Genomic DNA, 24,991 nt, shown 5'->3' with positions numbered 1-24,991 from the left:
GCGGTCAGGGGAACGAGGACCACGACGAAATGCACGAGCAGTATGTGAGCGGGCAGGCCGTTGAACAGGCTCATCTGCGAAATCCTCCAGCAGGTTGGGGTTCCCTGTGTCGATCGGGCGCGTCAGCCTGGCACAGGAACCTCTCAGCTTCTTCTGAGGTTTTCCCTCGCCATCCGTCCGGCCCGAGAACAGGGCCGGACGTCCCCTTCCCCCCTGACCGGATGCCTCGATGGGATGGAGACGGATCCGGGGGCGCCTTGCCGGATCCACCTCGGTGTTCAACGGACCACTCCGCTCTCGCAGCGCGACTGCACCGCCTGGCCCGCCCCAGGCGCGTCCCGACGGCGAGAACCGGCCCTCCCGGCCGTGACGACCGCCGCCCTCGCCGACGGCGACATCGCCTGACTCGTCGGCGAACGGCTGCTCACGAGCGCACGGTTCCTGAACCGACGTGCTGCGCACGACGGATCTGCGGACCTGCGCTCCGGCCAGGAGGCGGGTCTCTGACGGCCGGCCACCTCGCTCACGCCCGCACGGGTACGACGGCGACGGCGCAGGCGGAGCGGTTGAGCACCGTGTGGGCGACGCGGCCCAGCTGGAGTCCGAGGTGTCCGCGGTTGCACCGGGCTCCGACCACCGACGGGGGTGAGCCTCGCGGGCGGCCGGGGTGCGCCCGGTGGCGTGCAGCCGGAACACCCCGTCGAGGTCGTACGGGATGCCGGGCCCGGGGACCAACCGCGGGGTCGGCTGCACCGGCCGGCCGCCGTGGGCCGCGTGCGGGTCGGCGTGGCACGGTGCCGGCGCCTGCGCCCGGGCCTTCATGGCTGTCCTCTCCTCACGCGGGTGGCGACGAGGGGTCAGCCGTGGGGTACGACTGCGACGGGGACGGTGCAGTGGTGCATGGCCGCGTGCGTGACGTGTCCGATGTGGGCGCCGAACGGACTGCGGCGGTGGCGTCGGCCCACGACGACGAGGGAGGCCTCGCTCGCTGCGTCCAGAAGGTGGACGACCGCACTGCCGTACCGGGACTCCTCGACGACCTCGACGTCCGGATACTTCGTCCGCCAGGGTCGCAGCACCTCGGCCAGGGCCTCGGCGTCGGTGTGGGCCAGTGCCTCGTGCAAGGCAGGATCGGCGCTCGGGCCGTACGCATAGTAGGCAGGCGGGTTCCAGCTGTGCACGACCCGCAGGGAGGTGTCGCGGAGCCTGGCGGCGTCGAAGGCGAAGCCGATGAGCGTCTCGTCGGGGTGCTCGACGTCGAGGCCGAGCACCACGGGCCGGAAGGGGCTCGCCGCGGACGGGATGCCCGCCGGATCCATCTCGTGCTCGTCGGCGGCCGCCTCCAGAGCGCGGACCAGCACGACGGGGCAGTCCGCGCGCGCGACGACGGAGAGGCCGACCGACCCGACCATGAATCCGCCGATCCCGCCCAAGCCCCGGGAACCCAGGACGAGGAGCTCGGCGTTCCCGGCCACCTCGGCCAGTGCGGCGCCGGGCTGACCCGAGACCTGCTCCGTGTGCACCTCGACGCCGGGGTGACGCAGCCGGACGCCCTGGGCGGCTTCCCGGGGAATCCGCTCCGTCCAGTGCTGCTGGGTCTCGCCTCCCAGGAGAGGGGCCTGAGCCATCGGCTCCGGTACCGGCTCCCACACATGGACGATCTTCATCGGCAGGCTGCGCAGCTTCGCCTCGCGGGCCGCCCACTCCGTGGCGGCACGGCTCTCCGGCGAGCCGTCGAGACCCACGATGACGGTACGGAGCACGATCTCCACCTCCCAAAGACAAGGGATCCGATTCCAGAGTCGTCCAGGCGCGCTTCCGCGTGCAGGGGCCACTGGTCCCGGATCGGGACCGACCGGCCCCCGGGCTGGTCCATCTGGGCATCGAGGGTTCCCATTCTGCTGTCTTCGGGACGCAGGCCAGGCTCTTCGCCCGCAGCAGCTGGTCGTCGGTCGCCGCGGACGGACTCACCCGGATCTCCGTCCGCGGGGATCCGGTCGCCGCAGCAGCATTCCCTGGCGTGGTCAGGGGACTGGGCCCCGGTTGCGCCCCGGTGGTGCGGGTCGCAGGCTGCCCTCATTGACAACAGCCCGGAGGCAGGCGTGCGGCCCATTCTCGTGACCGGTGCCGCGGGCAGCGTCGGGGCCGTCGGCAGGACCGTGGTCCAGGGCCTGCGGCGCCGGGGACTCCAGGTCCGTGCTCTGGTCCACCGGGACGACGACCGTGCCCAGGCGCTGCGCGCCACCGGCGCCGAGGTCGTGGTCGGAGATCTGACGCAGGCCCGTGATGTCGCCGACGCCCTCGACGGCTGCGGGCGGATGTATTTCGGCATGGCCGTCTCGGCACAGTATCTGCTGGCCGCCGTGACCACAGCGACGGTCGCGCGCGCCTACGGAGAACTGGAGGCGTTCGTGAACATGTCGCAGCTGACCATCTCCGAGATGGACGCCACCAGCGGCTCCGAGTCGCATCAGCATCGTCAGCAGTGGCTGGTCGAGCAGGTCCTCGACTGGTCAGGCCTGCCCGTGGTCGAGGTCAGGCCCACCGTCTTCATGGAGAACCCGCTCTTCCGGACCGTGTTTTCCTCGATCGCCAAGGATGGCGCCATCAGGTGGCCCTTCGGCGAGGCGAAAACCTCCCCGATCGCGGCCGGTGACGTCGCCGCGGTCGTCGAGGAGATTCTGGCCGACCCGGCCCGGCACATCGGCCAGGTCTATGAGCTGACCGGTCCTCGATCACAGGACGCCGCCGCCTTTGCCGCGGAGATCTCCGACGCTTTGCACCGCACGGTCGGCTGCACCGACGTCCCGCTGCAGGAATGGCTCGACAACGATCTCGGGGCGCTGGGACTGCCGGACCATGTCTTCCAGCACATCTCCACCATGGCTCGCCTGCACGCGGCCGGCCGCTACGACCGCCAGGCGGACGGCATGGCGGAGGTCACCGGGCGGCCCGCCGCAGGAGTGGCCGATTTCGTCCGCGAGAACCCCGAGCTGTTCACTCACTGAAGCCGCTCACCGTCAGGGCCGCCGCGGCGGCCCTGACGCCCTGGGGCTCATGTGACCACGGAACGGCAGCCCCCTAGATTCCGCGCACGGGCCTACTCACCCGGTGGAACTCGGACGTAGCCCTCGGTCCATGTGTCCTCGTCGAGCTCGTAGGGGTCGTAGTAGAAGCACTCCGGTTCATCGCGAAAGCCCGGCAGCAGTCGAGCCTGACGCACACGCTCTTCGACCCGTTCAAGGGTCGAGTAGATACCGAGCAGCTTTACGTCGTCGCCGTCCGACTCGTCGCAGAACACGCCGCTCTCATCGACGTGCACGGTCGAGCCGTCGACGCCGGCTTCGTTCTGGTGGCCGACATGCCACAGCGGATACACGATCATGGCCGCGAAGCTATCAGCACTTGAGTTCGTGGAGGCCCGTGGTCACGTGGAATCGAAGGTGATCAGGCACAGCCTCTTGGTGGCACGGGTGAGAGCGACGTACAGGTCGCGTTCGCCGCTGGGCCGAGCCTCGGTGATCTCCTGCGGTCCGACCACGACGCACCCGTCGAACTCCAGGCCGCGGGCCTCGGATGCGGGCACGAGTCGCGCCCACCGTGTGATGCCGGTCGACGCCATGTCATCGAGCCGGGCATCCGCGCAGATCACGGCAAGCAGGTCGCCCGGATGCGCTGCGGCCTGGGCCTGGAGCTCACTCGCCACGGTGGCGGCGAGTGTGTGCGGACGCGCGGTGAGACGGCGGGGAGGCTCGCCGTGGCGGATGGAGCGGCTCGGCGTCTGGCCAGGAGCGATCCGCGCGAGCAGGTCGCGTGTAGTGGCCAGGATCTCCTGGGTGGTGCGGTAGCTGACGGTCAGGGTGTGCAGGGTGAACCGGGAGCCGAGATGCGGGCCCAGTGCCTGGGACCAGTCGCTCGCCGCCGTCGCGGGACCCGCCTGGGCGAAGTCGCCCACCAGCGTCATCGACCTGGCCGGGCACCGACGCAGCACCATCCGCCACTGCATGGCGGTCAGCTCCTGTGCCTCGTCGACGACGACGTGCCCGAACGTTCGCTCCGGCGGCCCGTCCACCAGGCTTGCCGCCTCGTCCAGCAGCGCCACATCGGCATCCGTCCACGGGGCACCGGCAGAGCGCAGCAGCCTGCCGCGTTCGTCATCGGCGAGGGAGGGCAGATACGTGGCCAGGGTGCGGGCGTCCCCCAGCAGGGCCGATACGACCGTCTCGGGCGTCAGCCGAGGCCAGAGGGACTCCACCGCTCCCTCGGCGTGGGCGTCGTCCATGAGGTTCGCGCGCAGAGCCTGCGCATCGAACATCTCGGCCGGATCGGCGGCTGCCGCACCGTCGAAGCCGAGTGCCCGCAGGTCGGCCGCGGCCGCGGTATCGAGGTCGAGGCCGGTGATGGCAGCGATCTCGGCGTCGATATGCGCGAGGGCCTCGGCGGTGCCACGCTCCAGGGTGCTCGTGACCATGCCGATCAGGTGCTCCTTGAACACCTGACGCGCCCGGTTGTGCGCCAGGGCGCTCGCCACCGCGGCCTCTCGGGCCACCGCGACCTCCGCGCTCGTCAGAATGACCCACTCCTGGCCCACACGTACCGCGAACCGGGCATCCGCAGGCGCCTGCCGGGAACGTACCAGGCCCTCCAGCGCCTCGGCCATGGCGGAGCCGCCCTTGTGCCGTGCGACATCGGACGGCTCGACAGCGGCGGTCACCACCTCGGCCAGCTCCCCGCACGTCGCCAGGGACACGTCGTTCTCCCCGAGCGAGGGAAGCACGCGCGAGACGTAGTCGAGAAACCGCGCGTTCGGCCCGAGCACCAGGACACCGCGCTCGGCGGCGCGCGGGAAGGCATACAGCACGTACGCCGCCCGGTGCAGCGCGACCACCGTCTTGCCCGTGCCCGGGCCGCCCTGCACCACCGTCACCCCCCGATGCGGGGAACGGACGATCTCGTCCTGCTCCGCCTGCAGCGTCGCCACCGCCGCCCGCATCCGCCCCGTACGCCGCGCCTCCAGCGCCTCCGTCAACGGACCGTCGCCGACGATGTCGCCGGCCGCGGGCACGGATCCGTCCAGCAGCTCGTCGCTCACCGCGCACACGGCCCGTTCTTCCACCCGCAGGTGGCGACGTCGCCGCAACCCCATCGGGTGGACGGCTGTCGCCGCGTAGAAGGGCCGTGCCGCTTCCGCCCGCCAGTCGAGGAGCAGCGGCAGGTCCCGGTCGTCCAGGTGCAGACCGAGCCGTCCGATGTGCAGGACCGTGCCGTCCGCGCCGTCGATCCGGCCGAAGACCAGCCCCTCCTCCGCCCCCGTGAGCCGGCGCACCTGCTGCGCCAGACGCTGTGCGGCCACATCACGCGCGTACACCTCTCCCGCGCTGTCGGCCGACGACTTCAGTACGTCGTCCAGCTGGGCCCGGACATCCGCCACCCGTTCGTCGAGCAGCCCGTACATCGCGGACACATGGGCCTGCTCCACCTCGACCTGTCCCACGGCACGCTGGTTGAACTGCGGCAAAGCCGTGCTCCTCTCGACTCGGCCCTCCACTATGCAGATCAATTGCCATGAAAGTAAGGCTTGACTTAGTTGTCTGCATCAGCCGCCCAAGTCCCGTTCGCCACCAGTTCGCTCGCATCGAGAGCGCGGCCCCCGGCCCGGCCGGGCGATAGAGTCCGGACGTGCGTTGATCTCCCGGGCGGCGGCCGTGCGCAGCCGCGGACGGTGCAGGGCGCCTCGTCACGAGGCCGCCCCGGCAGGCATACCCGTCATCACCTCACCGGAGATCCGCACCATGACTGCTCAGCAGCCCCTCACCTACGACGCGTTCGTCGAGCTCGCTGCCGCCGACTCAGCCGTCGTCGGTCTCGTCCTCAACGGTTCCCGGGCCCACGACGGCATGATCACCCCGCATTCCGACCACGACCTGTACGTGGTCCTCGCCGACGGCGCCGGGAGCGGCCTGACCCGGTTCGCGGGCCACCGCAGCGCCGAGCTCGACCTCGTGGTCGTCACTCTCAGCGAGTTCTGCGGGGCGGGGCTGCCTGACTGGGAACGCTATGCCCTCGCCCGTGCGCGGGTCGTGCTCGACCGGCTCGACGGAGGCATCGCCCGCATCGTTGCCGACCTGGGCCGTCTGGACGCCGACGAGGCGTTCCGTGCCTCGGCCGGACGGCTCGACGCCTACGTCAACTCCCTCTACCGCTCCGTGAAGAACCACCGGGACGGCCGGGCTCTGGCCGCCCGTCTCGACGCGGCCGACAGTATGCGGTTCCTGCTCGAGTTGCTGTTCGCTCTCCACCGTCGCCCCCGCCCCTACAACAAGTACCTGGAGTGGGAACTCGCCCGGTACCCGCTGCCGGGTTGGGACACCGACGCGCTGCTCGGTGCCGTGGACCGCATCTCGGCAACGGGCGAGGTATCCCTGCAGCGGCACGTGTTCGCCCTGGTCGAGAGGGCTGTCCGAGAGGCCGGACACGGTGCGGTGCTGGACGCATGGGGCGACGACCTCGACTTCGGTGAGCTCGCCGATCGGACGGGGCCTTCGTAGTCGTGCTCGCCGGGGCGGGGCGAGGCGCGCGCGTCCTCGGCAAGTACGGAAGGTTCCTCGACGTACACGTCACGGGTGACGGCCCGTGGGCCCGGACCGAGAGGAGCGGTCCGGGCCCACGGGCACATGTTCGTCCGGGCGGTGTCAGACGGTGGGGATCCCGCCGGCGTTCCGCACCTCGGACAGTGCTCGCTTGATGGTGACCTTCGCGAAGTAGCCGGCGCCGAAGAATATGCACTGCACGACGTACCAGAACTTCTCGGCCCCGGTCATCTCGACCAGCCCGTACTCGCTCAGCGCCTTCTTCACCGGGACCTTCTGGAAGTAGGCGGCACCGAAGTAGATGCAACCCAGGACGTACCAGAACTTCTCCCAGGACGTGTTGGTGCCCTGACCGAGGTACTGCCGTTCTGCCATGACTTTCTCTGCCTTCCGATGACCGTGGGACCGGGGGGACGCGCCGATCCGAACCCCTTGCGGGCAACTTCTGGCAGCAGTCATGCACAGGCGCGGACGCCTGGCGGCATGCTGAAGCACAAGCTGAGATGACGTGACTGATGCGCACATGTCACGGTGCCAGTGTCCTCACGGCCAGCCGCCCCCCGTATGTGCAAGCCGCAGCATAGGGGAAGAGAGCTTGATCGTCACCTTTGATACGCCGCAGCGGGAACGCGGCTCCACCTGCGGCGATCGCAGCGACGGCAGGAACGCCGCCCCCGCGGCGAGGCGTTGACATGTTCGGTGGGCATCGAGCGGGTCGTCGTCCGCCGTCTGACGGGCCGACAGGCCGACTTACCGGCATGCGCCGGAGCGGACTTGAGGCCGAGCGCTGAACGGACCGGCGGGTGCGGCACATCCCCCGTGAGAGCTACCGGAGTTGTCCATGCGCGGGTGATTCGCGGACCTCCGCGGATTCCTAGCGTGGTCCTCAGGTCGCCACCGGTGCGACCACCACCACAGGGGAGGCCACCATGGACACGACTGCCGGCGCACAGCACGACACAAGTCCCGGCCGGGACAAGGGCCGAGGAGGCCGAGGCGGCCGTATCGGCCGGTTCGTCCGCTCTCCGCTCGGCTGGATGCTGACGGGCATGGTCGGCGTCGGCCTCGTCTCGGGCCTGACCGCGACGGGCCCCGGTCCGGTGCCGGTACTGGGCGCGGCCGCCGCGGTGGCCGTGTACTGGGCGGTCATGCGCTTCGTCGCACGCCGCCCCACGCCGGAGATCGCCCGGCGGGGAGCCGGCCGCCAGGCGCTGCTCGGCGGTGCGATCGGCCTGGGCTTCATCCTCGTTTCCACGCTCCTGATCAGCGCGTTCGGGGGCTACTCGTTCTCCTGGGCGGGCAACGGCTTCCTGTCGGTGGTGTGGTCTGCGGTCGTGGCGCAGCTCGGCGCCGCGGTCACCGAGGAGCTGATGTTCCGCGGCTTCGCCCTGCAGGCTCTGGAAGAGATGTGGGGCAGCCGGGCCGCCGTCGTGATCACCGGGCTGTTCTTCGGCATCGCCCACCTGAGCGCCCCGGGAGCCTCCGCCTGGAGCGCCCTGGCCATCGCCGTGGAGGCGGGCGCCATGCTCGGAGCGTCCTTCCTGTGGCGCCGTAACATCTGGTTCGTCGTGGGGCTGCACTTCGTCTGGAACACCGTCGAGCAACTGCTCGGCATCCCGGTGTCCGGACACACCCCCGAAGGCCTGTTCACCGTCGACACCCACGGCCCGGCTCTGCTCACCGGCGGTACCTTCGGTCTGGAGACGTCGATCGTGCCGATCCTCATCAGTGTGCTGATCACCGTCCAGATGGCCGTCCGCGCTCGCCGCGGCGGCGGTCTGCTGCCCCGGCGCAGCGCCCGGCACTGACAGCCGCCGACCGGAGGTAACGAGAAGTGATGTCCCGTCAGGCGCCCTGGAGCCGTCCCGAGCTCCGGGCGCCGCTCGGCTGGTGGCAGAAGCAGGCCGACTCCCACAAGGACGGCCTGTGCGCCCTGCTGCTCGCCGTGCTGGCGTTCGTACCGACCCTGTCGAAGATCGGGGCGCAGATCGGCGATCTGCCCGAGCGGCCGGCCGGCGCACTGAGCTTCGGGCTGATCCTGGCCCAGACCCTGCCGCTGGCGGCACGCCGCCGGTGGCCGGCGGGCACGCTGGGCGTCGTCGGCTGCGCGTTCGCCGTGTACCAGGCGCTGGGCTTCGCAACGACGTTCGGCAGCCTGGGGCTGTATCTCGCCGTGTACTCGGCCGGGGCCCACCGGGTCCGCCTGCGCCTTGGTTCGGCTGCCGTGGCGAGCGCCGCCTACGCCGCACTGGCCGTCGTCCTGAACCGTCTCGGCTCCCCGCTGGGCGCCCCCGACTATCTCGCGTTCTATCTGACTCTGACCGTGATCTGGCTGGTGGGCGGCACCGTGCGCACGAGGCGAATCGAAGAGGCACAGCGGCGGCGGCTGGCCGCCGAGGTGGCCACGGCCACCGAACGGGCCAGGATCGCCCGTGAGTTGCACGATGTGGTCACCCACCATGTGACGGCGATGGTGGTCCAGGCGGACGCCGCGCAGTTCCTGCTCACGTCCGCGCCCGAGCGGGCCCGCGAGGGGCTGTCGGCCGTCAGCGACACCGGCCGCCGGGCGCTGACGGAGCTGCGACATCTGCTCGGCGTACTGGAGGCGACCGGCGATTCCCCGGGCGCCGACCCCGCGCATACGGACCGTGCCCCCACCCTGGGACGCCTGGGTGACCTGGTGGAACAGGCCCGCAGCGCAGGCCAGCCGGTCGAGTTCAGGGAACAGGGTGAGCGGCGACCGCAGCCTGCGGACGTGGAACTGGCCGCGTACCGCGTGGTGCAGGAGGCGCTCACCAACGCGATGAAGCACGCGACCGGGCAGCCGACGACGGTAGTGGTCCAACACGGCGAGGAACGCATCGAGATAGGGGTGAGCACCGACGCCCCCGACGACTCGCCGACGGCCGCACCGGTCACGCGGAAGCCGGGCCCGGCGGGCGGACGGGGGCTGGCCGGGCTGCGTGCACGGGTGCGCATGGTCAATGGTGAACTGGAGGCCGGACCCCGGCCCGAGGGCGGGTTCGAGATCCGCGCCACGATTCCGTCCAAGTCCGTTCAGGAGTGACCCCTGTGCCCCCCGCGAACGATGCACCGCCGCCGATCCGTGTACTCGTCTGCGACGACCAGGCACTGGTGCGGACCGGCTACGTCACCATCTTCTCCGCGCAGCCCGACATGGACGTCGTCGGGGAGGCCGAGAACGGCCGCGAAGCAGTGGAGGCCGCACGGCGGTTACGCCCCGACGTGGTCGTGATGGACATCCGGATGCCGCTGCTCGACGGCATCGAGGCGACCCGGCAACTGGCCGGTCCCGGTGCCGAGTCCGCGCCGAGGGTACTGGTCGTCACCACGTTCAACGTCGACGCCTATGTCTACGACGCGCTGCGCGCCGGAGCCAGCGGTTTCCTCCTCAAGGACGCGCCTCCGGCCACTCTGGTGAGCGGCATCAGGACGGTCGCCGCGGGCGAGGCCCTGCTGGCGCCCGCCGTCACCCGTCACCTCATCGGCCACTTCGCCGAACACCTGCGTCCCGCCGACACCGCCCGGCCGGCCAGGGACGACGTCGTACGCGCCCTGACTCCGCGCGAACTGGAGGTGCTCGAGTCGATCGCCGAGGGCCTGTCGAACGCGGAGATCGCCGCGCGGTTGTTCATCACCCCCGAGACGGTCAAGACGTATGTGTCGCGCATCCTGACGAAACTCGGCCTGCGCGACCGGGTCCAGGCGGTCGTCCTCGCCTACCGGGTCGGGCTCGTGACCGGCACCGGCTGAAGCGGCACGGGCATGGCCGGACATCGCCGCACGTGATCCACGCCCCCGAGCGGACCGGCGGTGCCGGCCTGCGCCGGTCCGCGGCATGCCTGCCCGGCCGGCTCCGGTGACGGCGGTCGCCTCCCCGGACGTCGAGGCCGGCCCAGCCGGGGTCACGGCTGGACTTCGGCTGCCGTCTCACGCGGATGGGAGCACTCAGAGCCTGCCGGACTATGCGCCGGAAGGCTTGGCGATGCGTGCGGCGATGTCGTCGGCCGAGAGCTGGTGGCCGGCGCGGCAGGTGACGTGGATCTCGACGGGCTCTCCGCAGTCGACGTGGGTGAGCTCGATGGGCGGCGGATCGCTCGCGTAGCGGATGCCCCAGGCATGGAGAGCGAGGACGACCGGCATCAGGTCGGTGCCGGCCTGGGTCAGCACGTATTCGTCACGGGTACGGGAGCCCTCGTCGCGGTAGGGGCGGCGCTCCAGGAGTCCGGCCTCGGTGAGTGTCCTGAGGTTCGACGCGGTGGTCGCCGCGGACATCCCGACCCGGGCGGCGAAGTCGTCGTACCGGCGGGTCCCGTAGAACGCCTCGCGCATGGTGAGCATCGCATTGCGCGAGCCGATGATCTTCATCGTCTTCTCGACGGGGCACCGGCCCGTCATGGGCCAGCCCTCTCGGTCCGACAGCGGTTCCAGCAGATGCATGACCTCTCCCTCCTCCGACCTTGACTTCACTGTACTGAAGTCACCATGGTACGGTCACTCTGACTTCAGTTGATTAAAGCTAGATCTGGGAGAGTGAGCGTCATGCGGATCGACGGCAAGGTGGTGCTGGTGACCGGCGCCGGCGGCGGCATCGGGACCGAGCTGGTACAGCAGCTGCTGCAGCGCGGGGCGGCGAAGGTGTACGCCGGCGCACGCCGCGAGGTGTCCTGGCAGGACGGCCGGGTCGTGCCGCTGCTGCTGGACGTGACCGACGCCGGAGACATCGCGGCGGCCTCGGCCCTGGCAACCGACGTCGACGTGCTGATCAACAACGCCGGCGCGTCCGGTGCCCCCTCGCTGCTGACCTCGGATCTCGAGGACATCCGCAGCACCTACGAGACCAATCTCTTCGGCCCCCTCGCGCTCGTACGGGCGCTGGCCCCGTCCCTGGCCGGCCGCGACGGAACAGCGGTCGTCAACGTCCACTCCCTGCTGAGCTGGCTGACCGTCCCCGGCTCCTACGCGCCGACGAAGACCGCGCTGTGGGGCCTGACCAACGCCCTGCGCGCCGAGCTCGCAGGGCAGTCGACCCGGGTCGTCGGCGCGCACTTCGCCTACGTCGACACCCCGATGACCGCGGGCCTCGACGTCGACAAGTCCAGCCCCGCCGACATCGCCGGGCGGATCCTCGACGCACTCGAAGCCGATGCCGACGAGGTCTTCGCCGATCAGCTCACCGCCGACATGCACGCCCTGCTGCCGCAGCTGACCACCGGCGCCTTCGCCGCCACGGCCCCCTTCGCACCCACCGCACCCGGTCAGCAGGCACCGGTCGCGGAGGATGCCCAGTGACCAACCAGCAGACCGCCCCCACGGCCACCCTCCCGGCCGGCCCCAGCGCCATGGCCGGTGCTCCCCGCACCGGCCACCCCGCACCCGCACGCCACCGCTGGGCGGCGCTCGCGGTCATCTGCGTCGGCACGATGATGGCGTTCGTCAACGTCTCCTCGACGATCGGCGCCCTGTCCTCCATCCAGACCGACCTCGGCGCCGACGCGACCGAGATCGTGTGGATCACCAGCGCCTACAGCCTCCTGGTGGCCACCCTCATCCTGGCCGCAGGCACCCTGGCCGACCGCATCGGGCGCCGCCTGGTGTTCACGGCGGGCGCCGTGTTCTTCCTCGCCGGAAGCCTGGCCGCGTTCACCGCCGGCTCCGCCGGAGTCCTCATCGCCGCCCAGGCCGTCATGGGAGTCGGCGGCGCGATGGTCCTGCCGGCCGGCCTGGCCGTGGTCACCCACCTGTTCGTGACCCCCAAGGAGCGCACCGAAGCGGTCTCCATCTGGGCCGGCAGTTCCGGCCTGGGCCTCGCGCTGGGCCCCCTCGGCTCCGGGTTCCTGCTCCAGGCGTACTCCTGGCACGCGGTGTTCCTGATCAACGTCGCCCTGGCGGTCGTCACCGTCGCCGGCGCCGCACGCCTGGTCCCGGAGAGCCGTCACCCGCAGCGTCGGCTCGACCCGGTGGGCATCGCGCTCGCGACCCTGGCCATCGGCAGCCTGACCTTCGGCATCATCGAGGGCAAGTCCCTCGGCTACACCTCTCCGGTGATCCTCGGCTCCTACGCCACCGCCGCGGCCACGGTCATCGCCTTCGCCCTCTACGAGGCCCGCCACCACGACCCGATGATGGACGTGCGGCTGTTCGCCTCCGGCTCGTTCAGCGCCGTCATGGGCGTCGCCACCCTCACCATGTTCGGGTTCACCGGCACCGCGCTGCTGACGGTCCTCTACCTCCAGCACTCCCAGGACCTGACGGCCCTCGGCGCCTCGGTCCGGATCCTGGCGATGTTCGTCCCGTTCATCGTGATCAGCCCCCTCGCCGCCAAGCTCGTCCACCGCATCGGGTTCAAGTTCCTCCTCGCCCTCGGTGCCGTGATCATGTCCGGCGGCATCTTCCTGCTCCTCACCACCCTGCCCGAGCCCGACTTCAGCCACCTCTGGCCCGGACTCGCCGCGGTCGGCATCGGCAGCGGCCTGCTCGTCGCACCCTCGACCGCTGCCGCCCTGACCAGCGTCGACCAGCACAAGGCCGGCATGGCGAGCTCAGCCGTCAACATGTTCCGCCAGCTCGGCAACGTCCTCGGCGCCAGCATCCTGGGCACCATCCTGACCAGCCAGTTCACCAGCAACCTCACCGACCGGCTCACCGGTGCCGGCCTGCCCGCCGACACCACCGACCGGATCGTCAACGGCGCCGAACACGGATCCCGCACCGGAACCCTGCCCGACGAGATCGCCGGTCTCGTCCACAACGCCGTGCACCACGCCTTCACCGACGCGTACCACACCGCTCTGCTCGTCGCAGCCATCGCCGTCGCAGCCGTGACCGTGCCCACGCTGCTCTTCGTCCGCCACCGGCCCGCTGCCTGAGGCCTGTCCCGCCTTGAGATCTTGGACGGTGTGCTGTCGTGGTCTGGACACGCCGTGAGCACCGGGAGACGCTTTCGATCATGGAGCCCGACGAGGTGTTGTCCGAGGAAGAGCTCTCCGCGATCGAGCGACGCGTCGGCGCCGCCACACCGGGTCCGTGGGTCGGCTGGATGGAAAGCCGGCACAGCATCGGCGGCACAAGCTTCATCCAGCTTCGCGCCGATGCGGAGGAAGACGACGAGATCTACCTGACTCGCGCCACCGGCGGCCACGAGGTCGTCGGAGCGGACGCCCAGACCGACGCAGACATCGAGTTCATCGTCGGCGCGCGCCAGGACGTGCCACGCCTGGTCAAGGAGATCAGGCGGCTGCGGGCCGTCCTGGAGGGAGCACATCCGGCGGACTGACAAGCACGAACGGCGGTACGGCTCGCCGCGGCGCAGCGCGGCCAGGACCGAGTGGGACGTCGCTGCCACGCGGTACGCCATCCGGTTGCTCGCCGTGGGCGGGAGTTCGCCGGCGGCTCGGTGCAGGCTGTGCAGGGCTGCCGCGGTCAGCCGGCCGGCGCTCTCGCGTACGGCTCGAGCCTTGTCGAAGGCGCTGCCGATGTCGTCGCAGTCGAAGTGGCCGTGATCGGCTGCAGGCGCAGGAAACACTCGCCGCCCCGATTGGTCACGCAGGGCTTGCAGTTGACCGATCTCGGCCTGCAGACCGCGGTACGTCCGGTCGGCGGCCTCCGCAACGGCGCGGACCGCGTCCCGGCCGACTTCCGCAGCAGCCCGTTCACGCTCGGCGGCTTCCTGGCGTTGCCTGGCCTGTGCCAGCGAGTGCTGGGGGCCGGTGAGCCGTGCGGTCCGCGTCCGGCTGCTCCAGCAGGGCGTTGCACTGCCGGGCCAGGTCTTTGATGTGGTCGTGAAGGCGTGTGATGAACAGCCAGAGCAGGGACACCAGATGGCTGGTGTCCGTCAGGACCTTGACACTGTTGTCCCGCCATCAACCGAGCCCGTAGCCGGCCCACGACAGCCGAGCCCATCGAGCCGCACCCGTTCGCGACCCCTGTGCCAGCCGGTCGGTCAGCGCAGGAGATCGCCATGACAGCCCCGCCCGAACCGGTCCGCACGGGCCGTTGAACCGGGTACGCCACCGACCGGCAGCATGATCAAGACGGTGCCCGCCCACGCCCCTTCCCGGGATGCGTCCACCGCTGCGGCGCTCTAGCGTCACCAGACGTGGGCTGCTCTGGCGAGGCCGGCCCCGCCAGCTGTTCGCCGAAGTCAAAGCCGCGACCGGTGCGGCTCGGGAAGCCCGGACGACTTCCACCAGCCCAGGAGGCACTCCCGTGAACGCAGCACCCCGCCGCACCGTACTCGTCACCGGCTCCACCTCCGGCATCGGCGAAGCGATCGCCGCCGCCTTCGCCCGCGACGGAGCCGACGTCGTGGTCAACGGCCGTGACCCCCAGCGCACCGACGCCGCTGCCGAACGCATCCGTGCCACCGACGCACACGGCGAGATCCGCGCTGTCGCCGCCGACGTCAGCACCGCAGAAGGCGCCCGCATCCTCACCGACGCCGTGCCGGACGTGGATGTCCTCGTCAACAACGCCGGGATCTTCGAGGCGAGACCCGCGTTCGAGATCACGGACGAGGAATGGGTTCGCTTCTTCGAGACCAATGTCCTCAGCGGCGTCCGGCTCACCCGCCACTACGCTCCCCGGATGGTGCAGCGCGGGTGGGGCCGCGTCGTCTTCGTCAGCAGCGAGTCGGCCATCAACACCCCCAAGGAGATGATCCACTACGGCGCCACGAAGACCACCCAGCTGGCCGTCGCCCGCGGCTTCGCCCAGGAGGTCGCCGGCACCGGCGTCACCGTCAACACCGTCCTGCCTGGCCCCACCCTCACCCCTGGTGTGGAGGTATTCATCGCCGACCGCGTCGGCGACGGCATCCCCTTCGACGAGGCCGAACGCCGCTTCATCGCCGAGGAACGCCCCACCTCGCTGCTGGGACGGCTAATCCGACCCGAAGAGGTCGCCAGCCTCGTCCGATACGTCGCCTCCGACGGCGCTTCCGCCACCACAGGCGCCGCACTACGCGTCGACGGCGGCGTGGTGAGCAGCATCATCCCCTGACCGGACCCGCTCGGCCGTGCGGCTGCGCGGTCCGTGGACGGCATCAGCTGGTTCTGTTCTCACCCATCCGGCGCAGGTTGATCGCCGCCATTCGACTCTGCACGGGATGCCCGGTCGCGATGACCTGCCGGTAGACCTGCCCGGCCTCGGGTTTCCGGTTGTGCCGGGCGAGCAGCAGCGCGAAGTCGAAAGCCGCCGCCGGGGAGTGCTGTGCGTGCCCCGTCTCCACCGCCCGTTCATACGCGGCTACGGCATCGTCGAGGTCTCCCGCCGCCGCGAGGGACTCCGCCAGCGCGGTGGCCGCAAGCGCGGCGGCTTCGGTATCGCCGCTGGTGCGGGCCATGCGGTACGCGGACTCGTAGGCTTTGCGGCTCTCTGTTCCGTCTCCGCGTTTTTCCCGCAACCAGGCCCGGCAGAGCGCGGTCAGCGCGGTCTCGTCGGGTCCGGCCAGAGCCATGGCCCGGCGCAGCGTCCTGGGTACGTCGAAGCCGCCGAGCCGCTGCTGCACCTCGGCCAGGTAGTAGTGGGTCCTGGCACGTACGTCTCCTGCGGCGAGGGAGGCCGTCAGCGCCTCGAGGGCCTGGGCCGCCGGTTGGCGGTGAGCCACGTACCGGCCGAAGTCGAACAGGTCGCTGGGCACCGCAGCCTCTTCGGCCGATGCGACGGCCGCCAGCCGGTCTCGTGCGAGTTCCGCCGTCTGCGGGTCCGCACCGTCGTGGGCGAGCTGGTAGGCGTCCCGGGCCTCCGCCACGGTGAACTCCGACACGCACAGGTCACCAAGACACAGGGCTGCGCGTCCCGCGGCCTGGGGATCCGGTGCGGCCAGGGCGGACTCCAGAGCCTTCCGTGCTCCGACGTAGTCACCGAGGCGGGCCCTTAGCGCACCGAGCAGCGTGTCATGGGCGATGTCGGGCATCTCTCGTACGGCCCAATCGAGCACTACGAGTGGTTCGGCGTCCTCGCCGTGCCGGAACAGTTCGTCGGCTGCGCGGGCTCGTGCCTGCGGATCGCTCAGGAGGATCATGTGGTCGATGGCCGGCGGAGCCTGCACCCTTCTGCCCTTGCGGGCCGCCAGCCACCGCAGGGCGTCCCGCGTCCAAGATGCCGACGCGCCGCCGTCGTCCAGGGCGAGCGCCCGCTCGTAGGCGGTGGCACATCCGTCGAAGTCCCCTTCGCCGCCGAGCATGTCACCGAGCGTCCTGGCCGCCTTGACCGCGAAGTGCCCCGCGCCGAAGGTCATCGATCGCAGGAAGGCGGCTTTGGCCTGGCTGATGTCTTCGGACGCCAGCCGCATCGCGCCGGTGAACGTCTCCACCATCGCGACTGCCTCCGGATCGTCGGCGTCGGCCAACGGCCCGAGAAGCCCGATGGCCCCCGCCCTGTCACCCAGCGCGAGCAGTTCGAGTGCCTTGGACAGGGTTTCCGCCCGGTCCGGGGCATGCGGCTCCGCCTCGGCCGGCTCCTCGAAGGGACCGTCGTCCAGGAAGGCGAGCTCGTCCAGGCCGGCGCGCACCTCGGTCATACGGGCGGCCAGCTGCGGATCGACGTCGGCGATCCGCGCCAGATCGGTGCGCAGCTCCAGCAGTTGCGACCACAGGACTCCGCGCCCCTGTTCCATCAGCTCCACGGCGATATCAGGCCGGTCCGCCTCCAGTGCGATCCGGGCCGCCTGTGCGGGGAACCCGCGATGGGTGACCAGCCAGGACTCTTGCGCCGCCCGGGAGGAACCCCGCCACGCGGACAGTGACAACAGACCCGTGATCCTGTCGAGACGCTCGGGCAGATCCGGCGATGCGCGGTCCGCCACCGTCAGCCAGGAGCGTGCGGCGTGGAACCTGATCCGGGCGGGCGCCGTGTCCTGGCAGGCGAGCTGCCACAGCACGCTCGCAGCCTCCGCCCGGTCTGCGTCGTCGTCGTCGGCCAGGGCCCGGTGGATCAGCGCCTCGCCGAGCCTGAGCGCCGACAGTGCGGCACTGGCGGAACTGCTCGCAGCGTCGACGCGGAGGATGTCGATCGCCTTGCTCAGATCCTCGGCGTCACAGCAATCCGTCGAACGGCTGAGGAGGGCAAGGCCGGTGTTGTGTGCCACAGCCGCCCAGCCGGGGTTCCCGCTGTCGCCGTCATCGACGATGCGCAGTCCTAGCGTCACCGTCTCGTCGAAGGAGCGCGCGTTTCGCGCGGTGCGCCCGGCAGCCGCGAACAGCCCGAGCAGCGCGGCGACCGTCGTGTGGTGCACGGCCGATTCCGGTGGGGACGTCTGTGCGGCTTGCTGCGCATAGGTGATGGCCCGGTCGAGGTCCTTCTTGTGACCGGGCAGGGCCGAGCGGTGACTCAGTACCTGGATGAGGGTGTTCAACCGGACGGCGTACTCGTGATGCGTTCGCGGTGTCCTTGCGATCACGTCTTCGGTGGCTTCGATCGCGTCGTCCAGGTCGCTCGGGATGCCGTGCCGTGCGTAGCGCTGTGCCTGGGCGACCGCGAGATTGTGCAGGACCACGAGGGTGTTGTCGTCCGATCGCTCCTGCGCTGGGATCGCCCGATGACCGTCCCGGTAGGCCTCGATGCCGGCATTGAGGTCTGCGTCGTCTCCGTACGCCTGGTACCGCTCGCAGAGCGCCGCTCCGAGATGCGTGAGGACGACGGGGCTGGGCTGCGGCATCTGATCGTATGCCTGCCGTGTGAGGTCCACGGCGCGCGCGATGTCGTCGGGTTCGCCGAAGGCGTGGAACCGTTCACGGAGGTTCGCCGAATGATGCGCCAACTGCTCGGGCAGGGCGGGATCGCCCGGTGTGGCGAGGGACAGCCCGCGCTCGCCGTAGTCGACGCTCCTGGTCAGATCCTCCGCGGAACCGGTCATGCCGTAGCGCATACGCATGGTGACGCCCAGAGTGCTAAGGAACGCCGCGGGGTCCGGAAGGTCGTCGAGGATCGTCGCGTGGGCGCGTTCCGCCCATTCGACGGCCCGGCTGAGATCGGACCTGTCGTGGTGCCGCTCGTACCGCATGCGGTAGCCGGCGATCAGACCGAGCAGGCAGAGCGAAGCAAGCCCGTCCGACAGATCCTGGCACGCCCAGGCCGCGAGGCTCTCCCCGGCGGCGATGCTCTCGTCGAGGACCTGGTCCGAGTCTTCGATGGACAACAGCCAGGTGTAGGAGCCCATGAGCGTGGTGGCGGCCTGCCGTCGGCGCGGATGCCCGGGGGGCATCAGCGCGAGGCTTTCGGAGAGGGCCGCGATCGCTGCGCCGAGGTCGGCGGTCCTGGTTGCTTCCCGGCGCTTGGCACGATGGAAGAACAGCTCGGCGAGGTTCAGCAGAACGGCCACCCTGCCCCTCCGATCCCGGGGTCGGGTGAGTGCCTGCCGGTAGTGATCGACGGCGGCGTCCACGAGTCCAGGATCGTCGGACGTGAGCGCCATGCGATGCGTGGCCTCGGCGAGGGTCGGCAGTGCACCGGTCAGCTCCTGCGGATCCGTCGCCCTCTCGGCGGCCGCCGTCGCGTGCCCGACAGCCTCCCGGGCAGGTGTGTCGTCGCGCGCCGCCTGGTCCAGGGCGAGCAGTGCTGCGGCCAGCCGACCGCTCGCCCTGGCGTGGTCGGGATCCCCGGTCGCGAAGCGTGCGAGGAACGAGCGCGAGACCCGCACCGCCTCTTCGAGTACGTCGGGATCACGCCGGTGGGTGCCGTCCACGCGCAGTGCGTCGGCGAGTGTCGCCTCGGCATGCCCGGGGTCCGTCGTCGGGCCTGGAGGCAGAAGCGCGACGGCGCTCCGGCCGGCCCGCACCGCCTCGGCGGCGTACCCGGCGTCGCCCGTCAGTTTTTCGACGCGGAGCAGAATCCAGGACAACCGGTGGAACCGTTCGCCACGCACGGCGTCCGGTCCGGGGAGGTCGGAGTTCTCGCGGGCCCTGTCCAGGACGTCGAGGCACATGTCGAGCGTTGCCCATGGCTCTTGGAGCCCCCAGATCACCGCGTCCCAGACCCCGGACTCGACGCGGGGCTCCAGGCGTCCTTCGGCCAGCCACGCCCGAGCCATGTCGAACGCCTCCCGGGCCAGGTCGGGGCGGTCGGCGATCCTGCCCAGCCCGAGTTGGGCGCGGATCAGGTTGTGCCGGCAGTCACGGCGTATCTCCGCGTCGGCGAGCGGCAGTGCCATCCGGTAGGCATCGACGGCCTCCGCCAACGCCGAGAATTTCTGCGTCCTGTCGGCGGTGGTCTGCAGCAGCACACCCAGGTTGTAGAGGTACCTGCCCCGCGTCTGTGGATCGCCGGTCAGCCGTACGCTCTCGCGCAACGCGTCGGCGGCCTGGCTGAGGTCTCCCGGTTCCCCCGAGCGTGTTTCGAGGAGTGTCGCCAGGTACCCGAGAGCGGCGGCGCGGAGTTCGGGGTCCGCGATGTCGTCCATGCGACTGCGCAGGCGCTCGATCGCGCGGTCGCGCATCTCGTCATCCCGGTTCACGGGCACGTTGCCACCGCCTGGATCGTCAGCGCCTGGGCGAGGTTCACGCGCACGGGCCCCGCGTCCGTGTCGAGCGTGAGCGTGCCGTGATCCGTCCCGGCGTTCGTTCCGCACACCACCGCGCCAGGAATCTGGAGTCGGAGTCTGGGGTCGGATCGGGCAGGGGCGTACCAGGTGACCGCGATGGCCCCGACCAGGAGGGCCCCGCACAGGAGGGTTCCGGCGATGCCGCGCCTCAGGTCCAGCAACGCGGCCTCGGCGATCACGTGGTCCTGCGTCACGGCGGAGGTCGTGGAGTCCACCGGGGTCGACCTGGTCGGCCCGTGGCAGGCGCGCAGTGCCCAGAGCGCTCCCGCCACGCCGACGGTGAGCGCTCCGAGCAGCAGTCCGCCTGCCACCACGTCCCAGGGCGTCGCCACCTTGTCGATCTCCGAGCGGCCGCGGATCGCGCTGAAGCCGACCAGGCCCGCCAGCAGGCCGGCTACGCCGTTGCGCCAGGCGAGCGCCGCGGCGCGCACCCTCGGCAACTCGGTGCGCAGCGCGTTGTGGCGCTGGCGGGCACTGGCGCCGACGGCGGCATCGGCGGATCCCCCCGCCGTCAGTCGTACGTTCACTGCGCGTCCGGCTCGAGGCGGAAGGTCCAGAACGCGCCGCACCCGACATCGCCCTCGGGTCGTCCCGGATGGTCGTCGTCGCAGGTGCAGATCACGGGTTCGAGCCGGGCGGCCGGCGCGGGCGTGACGTGCCGCCGTCGCGGCAGGCGGAAGCTTTTGTAGATGCCGGAGACCACGGGGATCCGGATGGTCGTTCCGCACCGAGGGCATGGGCCGGTCAGTTCCGTCGTACCCGCCGAGACGACTTTCGCGGTGAACGTCGATGCCGCGGTCGTCGCGAAGGTGTCGTCCGTGACGGGGAGGTAGTCCAGGTGGCTCAAGCTCGCTCCAGAGCGTCAGGGGCCGGTGTGAATGATGGGCGCCCATCTGCTGGGCTCGGTCGGGAAGTGTGCACGGAGCGACCGGACCGCCTTGTTGACGACGGCGGCGGTGTCGCTCGGGTCGAGTCGGCCGTCCGTCACCAGCGGTCTGATGATCTGGTGTGCGAGGTCTGCCGCGACATCCGCGTCGATCGACCACAGGGTCGCCAGGACGTGCCGGAATCCCGCGTAGTGAAGTCCTGCTCCCAGCGTGACGACCTCTTCGCTGAGGTGGACGCCGCCGGTCGCGGTCATGCAGGCGGACAGGAAGGCGAACTCGCCGTCGAACCGGCCTCGGCCCAGTTCGGTCACCGTCAGTGGCCCGTCGGCAAGCAGCAGCCCGCCTCGTGAGGGGGTGGACAGGTTCTGGCGGCCGTGGCAGCTGAAGTGCACCCACCGGTGGTGCGGCAGCGCGTCCAGCACGACGGCCCGGGTCGCCGCCCGGCCGTCGAGGACGGTCAGCAGATCGCCGGGGAACAGCTCACGGAGCAGCTCCAGTTCGGCCTCGGCCTGCGGCAGCGGCGGCTGACCCGCCAGGTCTTCGACGATGACCGCCAGCATCCGCTGGTGCCGTTCCCCGCGCGGTGGCTGCGCCGCGAGCGCGAGCGCACGAAGCGTCGGCGTGTAGGAGGAGGTCACCCGGTCGAGCACGCTCACGCCGCTGCCGTCGTGGTGCCCCGAGGCGTGCAGCGGCAGGAAGCTCAGCGGACCGGTCGGGCACCACCAGACCCGGGTGTCGCTACGCCCGGGGCCGCTGTCGGAGCAGACCTGTTCGAGCACCGGCCCGGTCACCGCGTCCCACAGCCACACGAGATCCGCCGACAGGTGCCCGTCGACGTCCTCCTGTGCCCGGAGGAGCTCGGTCTTGGCCCGATGATGTGCCGCGAAGTTGGTGGCGGCCGGACGGACTCCGGCCCAGTGCGCCGTGTGCACCAGCTTGGCGGCGGCGGCCTCGAGACGCGCAAGCCGCGCCAGGTGTGCGGTCGTCCGGTCAGCGGCCTCGCGCAAGGTCAAGTCGCGCAGCGGGACCGGCTGGACACCGCCGGCCGAGACCAGGAGCGCGTCGCAGCGTTCCGGCGTGACGTTGATCAGGACTGCGGTGCCCATGCCGGCATCCGGTGTCAGATCGCTCAGCCGCGGCGGATCGAGGAAGCCGGCGAATTCAGGGCCCAGCGAACGGGCACGGCCCACGAGATCGTCCCACTCACGCGCCAGAGCGACGCGCCGGTCGATCACCTTCTTCTGTGCTGAATGGGGCTCGACCATAGTCACCAATCTAACCGATCAGCCGGAACACGTATGGAATACAAAGATGTTCAGCACTCGCCATCCCATTCGCACGAGACATCTCTCGTCACAGGAGCACCATTTCGACGTCTCCCTCCTGCGAACACCCACGCACTTTTCACACTCGCGACCTCGGAGAGAACAACCTCTCAGGCCAGCACCTGAGTTAAGTGTGCGGCGTCGTAGCTGTTTCGATTGCCGTTGATCTCGTGGCGATGCGTGGTGGCCCAACCCCCAAGCACACGGATTCCATTAGTGTCGCGCCGAGTTCGGTGAGCGTGTAGTCCACGCGCGGGGGAACACTGGGGTGGACGGTACGGGTCAACAATCCATCGCGTTCGAGTTGCCACAATGTCAGGCTGAGCATTCGCTGCGAGATTCCCGAACAGTCCCGCACACTCGACCGCGTCCCGACCGGGGTGTGCTCGCTATCGTCCGGGCAGGACAGGTGAGCCGAACACGGTGGTCCACCGGCGGGCGAGCACCGCGTTCTCCTGAGGTGTGAGCAACTCGGGGGCTCCGAGTGCCAACGCGGCCGCGTATGCCGCACCGAAGGCCCGCAGCCAGGCCGGATCGGTGAGCACCTCGACCTCTTCCTCGTCATCCGGGCCGAACAACTGCGGGCCCACCCGGCGGGCGACCTCCGTGATCACACTGCTGAGAGTCGTCAGCGCTCGAAATCGGCCACGCGCCACAGGCTGGACGGCCACTGAACGACATCAGTGGCGATCTCGTTCACCAGCAGCCCCTCGTCGCCGGCCGGCTGTCGGTCCACCTGTCGCCCGGCAGAGCGCTCACGAGCGGCGATCAGCTTGTCGGGAGCGAAGGACACGCACGCCCCGGGCACAGGCTTCGGCTCGCCGTAAAAATGCTCGACGTCGTAAAGGGCGAAGAAGGACACGCGGTCACAGTACGCACCCCGACGCGACGGCCACCTCCGGCTTACGAAGCGTCAAGACGAAGCCCCCGTCGCCCTCCGCTCGGACCAGGACCGCACTCCTGCACCGGCGCGGGACCCGTCTATTCTCAACTCGTATGCCTCGGTACGCGCGTACCTGGCAACGACGTCGATCAGCGGCGGCCCGACACACGGCCGCACAGGGGGAAGGGCTGATATGGACTGGTTCTGGTGGGTGCTGATCCTCTTCTGGACGGGTGGCTTCGCCTGGGTGGTCGACACTGTCCGTACCGCGCTGCGAAACCGGCACGAGCGCAAGCTGGAGCTGATGGACGCGGCGCAGCAGGAACGTATCGCCGTCGAGGCGTCCCACCAGGCACCGGAACCCTTGTGCGGGTGCACGCACCACTTGGCCAAGCATGACAAGCAGGGCCGATGCCACGAACGCGTCGAGGTCGCGACAGCCTGGGACGAGAACAAGAAGCCGCTGCGCTACGAGGCCGGGCAGTGCAACTGCCAGCAGTACGTCGGCCCGCAGCCACTGTCACAGGTGTACGCCGATGACCTGACAGACCGGATCTGAGGCCACGCCGGCTAAGCGTCCCAACAGCGCCTTGCAAAGGGCGGAGGTGTCGCGGGCTGAGGCCGCTTCTGACCATGCGAGACACGACTCCACGCCGGAGCGAAGCCTGCGACCCGACCTTCACCGAATATTCACCAGGACCCCATACTGTGCCCATGAGCACTCCCGCCAGACCGCAGGTCACCACACAGGCCTCCTCTTCACCATCGCCGTCCACGGCCGACTACTTTCCCGCCGACCAGACACAGCCTCGGCGAAAGTGGTGGATCGCCCCGCTGGTCGGAACGCTGGCGGCGCTCCCGGTCCAACTCATCGCCGCCTTCCTGCTGCTGGTGTCCCCCATGGCGCTGGACTCGTGCAACGCCGCCAACCCCTGCGGGCGTACGGAGGCCGCACTCGGCGCGGCCCTGGTACTGCTCCTGCTGGCGCTGCTCTCCCTGGGCGCGCCGTGGTACCTCGCGAAGAGGAAGAGCCGCAGCGTAGGCATCGGGGTGAGCGTGATCCCGCTGGGCCTCACGCTGGCGTCCATCGGGACGCTGCTCCTCGGGATCGGGTTCGGCTGAGACGACGGCAAGCTGGGGCCCTGCATTGTCGTGCCTCCACTCGGGGCCCATACCGCGGCCAGCAGGCCCCTGCGGACGTCATCCAGGCTCATCTGCCGGGCAACCCGGCCGACAACGGTCAAGGCCTCGCGCTTGAGGAGCGGGGCACTCGGGCGTCGGCCCCACGTATCGGGCCGCCTTCGAGACCGCGGCCACACCTCCCGCACTCGCTCCGTGAGCTCCTGTGCGCGCAGTGTCGCGGAACCGGTGAAGCACCCCACATGACCCACGTCACCCACTACCCGCGATAGTGGACAAAAAAGGACAGGTTTAGCAGCGGACACATGCTCCGACCTGCGGATTGAGAGCCAGCTCACACAGACCGGCCAACACCCGAATGCGGCCACAACTAGTAAAAGGGGTCATTGCGGACATCGGTCGGGGCTGGTTGTCTTGAGGACGTCGCCAGGCACCACGGCCCCCACCGGGTCACGGTGCCGACGCATGCCAGGACCGGAAACACACACGGTCCCCGGCGAGCGAGCGACTCCCCTGTCCCCGAAGAAAGCGAGCCTCCGTGTCCCTCGCCCTCATCCGTCGCATCGCCAGCCCGAAGAAGGCCCTGACCGTGACCGCCGTCGCCG

At 70.2% G+C, this 24,991-nt stretch carries 23 protein-coding genes; 11 read left to right on the top strand and 12 right to left on the bottom strand.

What is annotated here, in order from left to right:
- Positions 1-857: 857 nt before the first annotated feature.
- Positions 858-1,772 carry a universal stress protein gene (locus tag ABT085_RS21620; protein WP_351610149.1) on the bottom strand — a complete coding sequence of 305 codons (915 nt, stop codon included), beginning with the start codon at positions 1,770-1,772 and terminating at the stop codon, positions 858-860.
- Positions 1,773-2,102: 330 nt separating this feature from the next.
- On the opposite strand from ABT085_RS21620, the gene ABT085_RS21615 reads away from it, so the two are divergent.
- The gene (locus ABT085_RS21615; protein WP_351610147.1) at positions 2,103-3,008 is read left to right on the top strand and encodes an NmrA family NAD(P)-binding protein; all 906 of its coding nucleotides are present in this window, start codon (positions 2,103-2,105) and stop codon (positions 3,006-3,008) included.
- A 92-nt stretch (positions 3,009-3,100) separates the two neighbouring features.
- Here ABT085_RS21615 and ABT085_RS21610 read toward each other — a convergent pair whose 3' ends face one another.
- Positions 3,101-3,385: a DUF7336 domain-containing protein gene (locus ABT085_RS21610; RefSeq protein ID WP_351610144.1), complete on the bottom strand. Its 285-nt coding sequence runs from the start codon at positions 3,383-3,385 to the stop codon at positions 3,101-3,103.
- A gap of 42 nt (positions 3,386-3,427) precedes the next feature.
- Positions 3,428-5,518, bottom strand: coding sequence for a HelD family protein (locus ABT085_RS21605; protein WP_502982772.1), 2,091 nt, complete (start codon positions 5,516-5,518; stop codon positions 3,428-3,430).
- A gap of 274 nt (positions 5,519-5,792) precedes the next feature.
- Here ABT085_RS21605 and ABT085_RS21600 point away from each other — a divergent pair, with 274 nt between their 5' ends.
- Positions 5,793-6,548 carry a hypothetical protein gene (locus ABT085_RS21600; protein WP_351610142.1) on the top strand — a complete coding sequence of 252 codons (756 nt, stop codon included), beginning with the start codon at positions 5,793-5,795 and terminating at the stop codon, positions 6,546-6,548.
- Positions 6,549-6,692: 144 nt separating this feature from the next.
- On the opposite strand, the gene ABT085_RS21595 is transcribed toward ABT085_RS21600, so the two are convergent.
- The gene (locus ABT085_RS21595; RefSeq protein ID WP_351610140.1) at positions 6,693-6,965 is read right to left on the bottom strand and encodes a hypothetical protein; all 273 of its coding nucleotides are present in this window, start codon (positions 6,963-6,965) and stop codon (positions 6,693-6,695) included.
- 554 nt (positions 6,966-7,519) lie between these two features.
- Between ABT085_RS21595 and ABT085_RS21590 the strand changes: the two genes are divergently transcribed.
- The 3 genes from ABT085_RS21590 to ABT085_RS21580 are packed head-to-tail and all read left to right on the top strand — an operon-like array spanning position 7,520 to position 10,364.
- Positions 7,520-8,398 carry a CPBP family intramembrane glutamic endopeptidase gene (locus ABT085_RS21590; RefSeq protein WP_351610138.1) on the top strand — a complete coding sequence of 293 codons (879 nt, stop codon included), beginning with the start codon at positions 7,520-7,522 and terminating at the stop codon, positions 8,396-8,398.
- Between the two features lie 29 nt (positions 8,399-8,427).
- Entirely contained in the window at positions 8,428-9,657 is a 1,230-nt protein-coding gene (locus tag ABT085_RS21585; RefSeq protein WP_351610136.1) for a sensor histidine kinase, read from the top strand.
- A gap of 5 nt (positions 9,658-9,662) precedes the next feature.
- Positions 9,663-10,364: a response regulator gene (locus ABT085_RS21580; protein ID WP_351610133.1), complete on the top strand. Its 702-nt coding sequence runs from the start codon at positions 9,663-9,665 to the stop codon at positions 10,362-10,364.
- Between the two features lie 210 nt (positions 10,365-10,574).
- Here ABT085_RS21580 and ABT085_RS21575 read toward each other — a convergent pair whose 3' ends face one another.
- The gene (locus ABT085_RS21575; RefSeq protein ID WP_351610130.1) at positions 10,575-11,051 is read right to left on the bottom strand and encodes a winged helix-turn-helix transcriptional regulator; all 477 of its coding nucleotides are present in this window, start codon (positions 11,049-11,051) and stop codon (positions 10,575-10,577) included.
- Positions 11,052-11,153: 102 nt separating this feature from the next.
- Between ABT085_RS21575 and ABT085_RS21570 the strand changes: the two genes are divergently transcribed.
- The 4 genes from ABT085_RS21570 to ABT085_RS21555 all read left to right on the top strand — a co-directional run bounded on the left by ABT085_RS21570 (position 11,154) and on the right by ABT085_RS21555 (position 15,611).
- On the top strand, positions 11,154-11,903 hold the full coding sequence (locus ABT085_RS21570) for an SDR family oxidoreductase (RefSeq protein ID WP_351610127.1): 750 nt from the start codon (positions 11,154-11,156) through the stop codon (positions 11,901-11,903).
- Entirely contained in the window at positions 11,900-13,480 is a 1,581-nt protein-coding gene (locus ABT085_RS21565) for an MFS transporter (RefSeq protein ID WP_351610125.1), read from the top strand. The genes ABT085_RS21570 and ABT085_RS21565 overlap by 4 nt, the downstream gene beginning before the upstream one ends.
- Positions 13,481-13,560: 80 nt before the next feature.
- Positions 13,561-13,887: a hypothetical protein gene (locus ABT085_RS21560; RefSeq protein ID WP_351610122.1), complete on the top strand. Its 327-nt coding sequence runs from the start codon at positions 13,561-13,563 to the stop codon at positions 13,885-13,887.
- A 932-nt stretch (positions 13,888-14,819) separates the two neighbouring features.
- Entirely contained in the window at positions 14,820-15,611 is a 792-nt protein-coding gene (locus tag ABT085_RS21555) for an SDR family NAD(P)-dependent oxidoreductase (protein ID WP_351610119.1), read from the top strand.
- 43 nt (positions 15,612-15,654) lie between these two features.
- Here the strand turns inward: ABT085_RS21555 and ABT085_RS21550 are convergent, their stop codons facing one another.
- From ABT085_RS21550 to ABT085_RS21520, 7 genes are all read right to left on the bottom strand, one after another.
- The gene (locus tag ABT085_RS21550; protein ID WP_351610117.1) at positions 15,655-20,064 is read right to left on the bottom strand and encodes a tetratricopeptide repeat protein; all 4,410 of its coding nucleotides are present in this window, start codon (positions 20,062-20,064) and stop codon (positions 15,655-15,657) included.
- A complete protein-coding gene (locus ABT085_RS21545) occupies positions 20,061-20,678 on the bottom strand; it encodes a hypothetical protein (RefSeq protein ID WP_351610114.1) in 618 nt (205 codons plus the stop codon). The genes ABT085_RS21550 and ABT085_RS21545 overlap by 4 nt, the downstream gene beginning before the upstream one ends.
- Positions 20,675-20,998, bottom strand: coding sequence for a hypothetical protein (locus ABT085_RS21540; protein ID WP_351610111.1), 324 nt, complete (start codon positions 20,996-20,998; stop codon positions 20,675-20,677). Before ABT085_RS21540 ends, ABT085_RS21545 begins: the two co-directional genes overlap by 4 nt.
- A gap of 15 nt (positions 20,999-21,013) precedes the next feature.
- A complete protein-coding gene (locus ABT085_RS21535) occupies positions 21,014-22,303 on the bottom strand; it encodes a CHAT domain-containing protein (protein ID WP_351610109.1) in 1,290 nt (429 codons plus the stop codon).
- Positions 22,304-22,490: 187 nt separating this feature from the next.
- A complete protein-coding gene (locus ABT085_RS21530; RefSeq protein WP_502982771.1) occupies positions 22,491-22,691 on the bottom strand; it encodes a winged helix-turn-helix transcriptional regulator in 201 nt (66 codons plus the stop codon).
- A 61-nt stretch (positions 22,692-22,752) separates the two neighbouring features.
- Positions 22,753-22,977 carry a hypothetical protein gene (locus tag ABT085_RS21525; RefSeq protein WP_351610106.1) on the bottom strand — a complete coding sequence of 75 codons (225 nt, stop codon included), beginning with the start codon at positions 22,975-22,977 and terminating at the stop codon, positions 22,753-22,755.
- A 14-nt stretch (positions 22,978-22,991) separates the two neighbouring features.
- Positions 22,992-23,225, bottom strand: a complete 234-nt coding sequence (locus tag ABT085_RS21520) for a hypothetical protein (protein ID WP_351610104.1) — start codon at positions 23,223-23,225, stop codon at positions 22,992-22,994.
- A gap of 214 nt (positions 23,226-23,439) precedes the next feature.
- Between ABT085_RS21520 and ABT085_RS21515 the strand changes: the two genes are divergently transcribed.
- On the top strand, positions 23,440-23,805 hold the full coding sequence (locus ABT085_RS21515) for a hypothetical protein (protein WP_351610098.1): 366 nt from the start codon (positions 23,440-23,442) through the stop codon (positions 23,803-23,805).
- A 155-nt stretch (positions 23,806-23,960) separates the two neighbouring features.
- Positions 23,961-24,368 carry a hypothetical protein gene (locus ABT085_RS21510; RefSeq protein WP_351610095.1) on the top strand — a complete coding sequence of 136 codons (408 nt, stop codon included), beginning with the start codon at positions 23,961-23,963 and terminating at the stop codon, positions 24,366-24,368.
- The last annotated feature ends 623 nt before the right edge of the window (positions 24,369-24,991 follow it).

It is taken from the genome of Streptomyces sp. NPDC002265 (genome assembly GCF_040296125.1).
Classification (GTDB): domain Bacteria; phylum Actinomycetota; class Actinomycetes; order Streptomycetales; family Streptomycetaceae; genus Streptomyces.
The sequence above is the reverse complement of the archived record's forward strand: the minus strand, read 5'-3'. Positions and strand labels throughout refer to the sequence as shown.

What these genes read in the sequence shown, in the direction of transcription:
- ABT085_RS21610 (WP_351610144.1), bottom strand. Translation starts at nt 3,385, where the DNA reads ATGATCGTGTATCCGCTGTGGCATGTCGGCCACCAGAACGAAGCCGGC.
- ABT085_RS21600 (WP_351610142.1), top strand. Translation starts at nt 5,793, where the DNA reads ATGACTGCTCAGCAGCCCCTCACCTACGACGCGTTCGTCGAGCTCGCT.
- ABT085_RS21595 (WP_351610140.1), bottom strand. Translation starts at nt 6,965, where the DNA reads ATGGCAGAACGGCAGTACCTCGGTCAGGGCACCAACACGTCCTGGGAG.
- ABT085_RS21590 (WP_351610138.1), top strand. Translation starts at nt 7,520, where the DNA reads ATGGACACGACTGCCGGCGCACAGCACGACACAAGTCCCGGCCGGGAC.
- ABT085_RS21585 (WP_351610136.1), top strand. Translation starts at nt 8,428, where the DNA reads ATGTCCCGTCAGGCGCCCTGGAGCCGTCCCGAGCTCCGGGCGCCGCTC.
- ABT085_RS21575 (WP_351610130.1), bottom strand. Translation starts at nt 11,051, where the DNA reads ATGCATCTGCTGGAACCGCTGTCGGACCGAGAGGGCTGGCCCATGACG.
- ABT085_RS21570 (WP_351610127.1), top strand. Translation starts at nt 11,154, where the DNA reads ATGCGGATCGACGGCAAGGTGGTGCTGGTGACCGGCGCCGGCGGCGGC.
- ABT085_RS21560 (WP_351610122.1), top strand. Translation starts at nt 13,561, where the DNA reads ATGGAGCCCGACGAGGTGTTGTCCGAGGAAGAGCTCTCCGCGATCGAG.
- ABT085_RS21535 (WP_351610109.1), bottom strand. Translation starts at nt 22,303, where the DNA reads ATGGTCGAGCCCCATTCAGCACAGAAGAAGGTGATCGACCGGCGCGTC.
- ABT085_RS21530 (WP_502982771.1), bottom strand. Translation starts at nt 22,691, where the DNA reads ATGCTCAGCCTGACATTGTGGCAACTCGAACGCGATGGATTGTTGACC.
- ABT085_RS21515 (WP_351610098.1), top strand. Translation starts at nt 23,440, where the DNA reads ATGGACTGGTTCTGGTGGGTGCTGATCCTCTTCTGGACGGGTGGCTTC.
- ABT085_RS21510 (WP_351610095.1), top strand. Translation starts at nt 23,961, where the DNA reads ATGAGCACTCCCGCCAGACCGCAGGTCACCACACAGGCCTCCTCTTCA.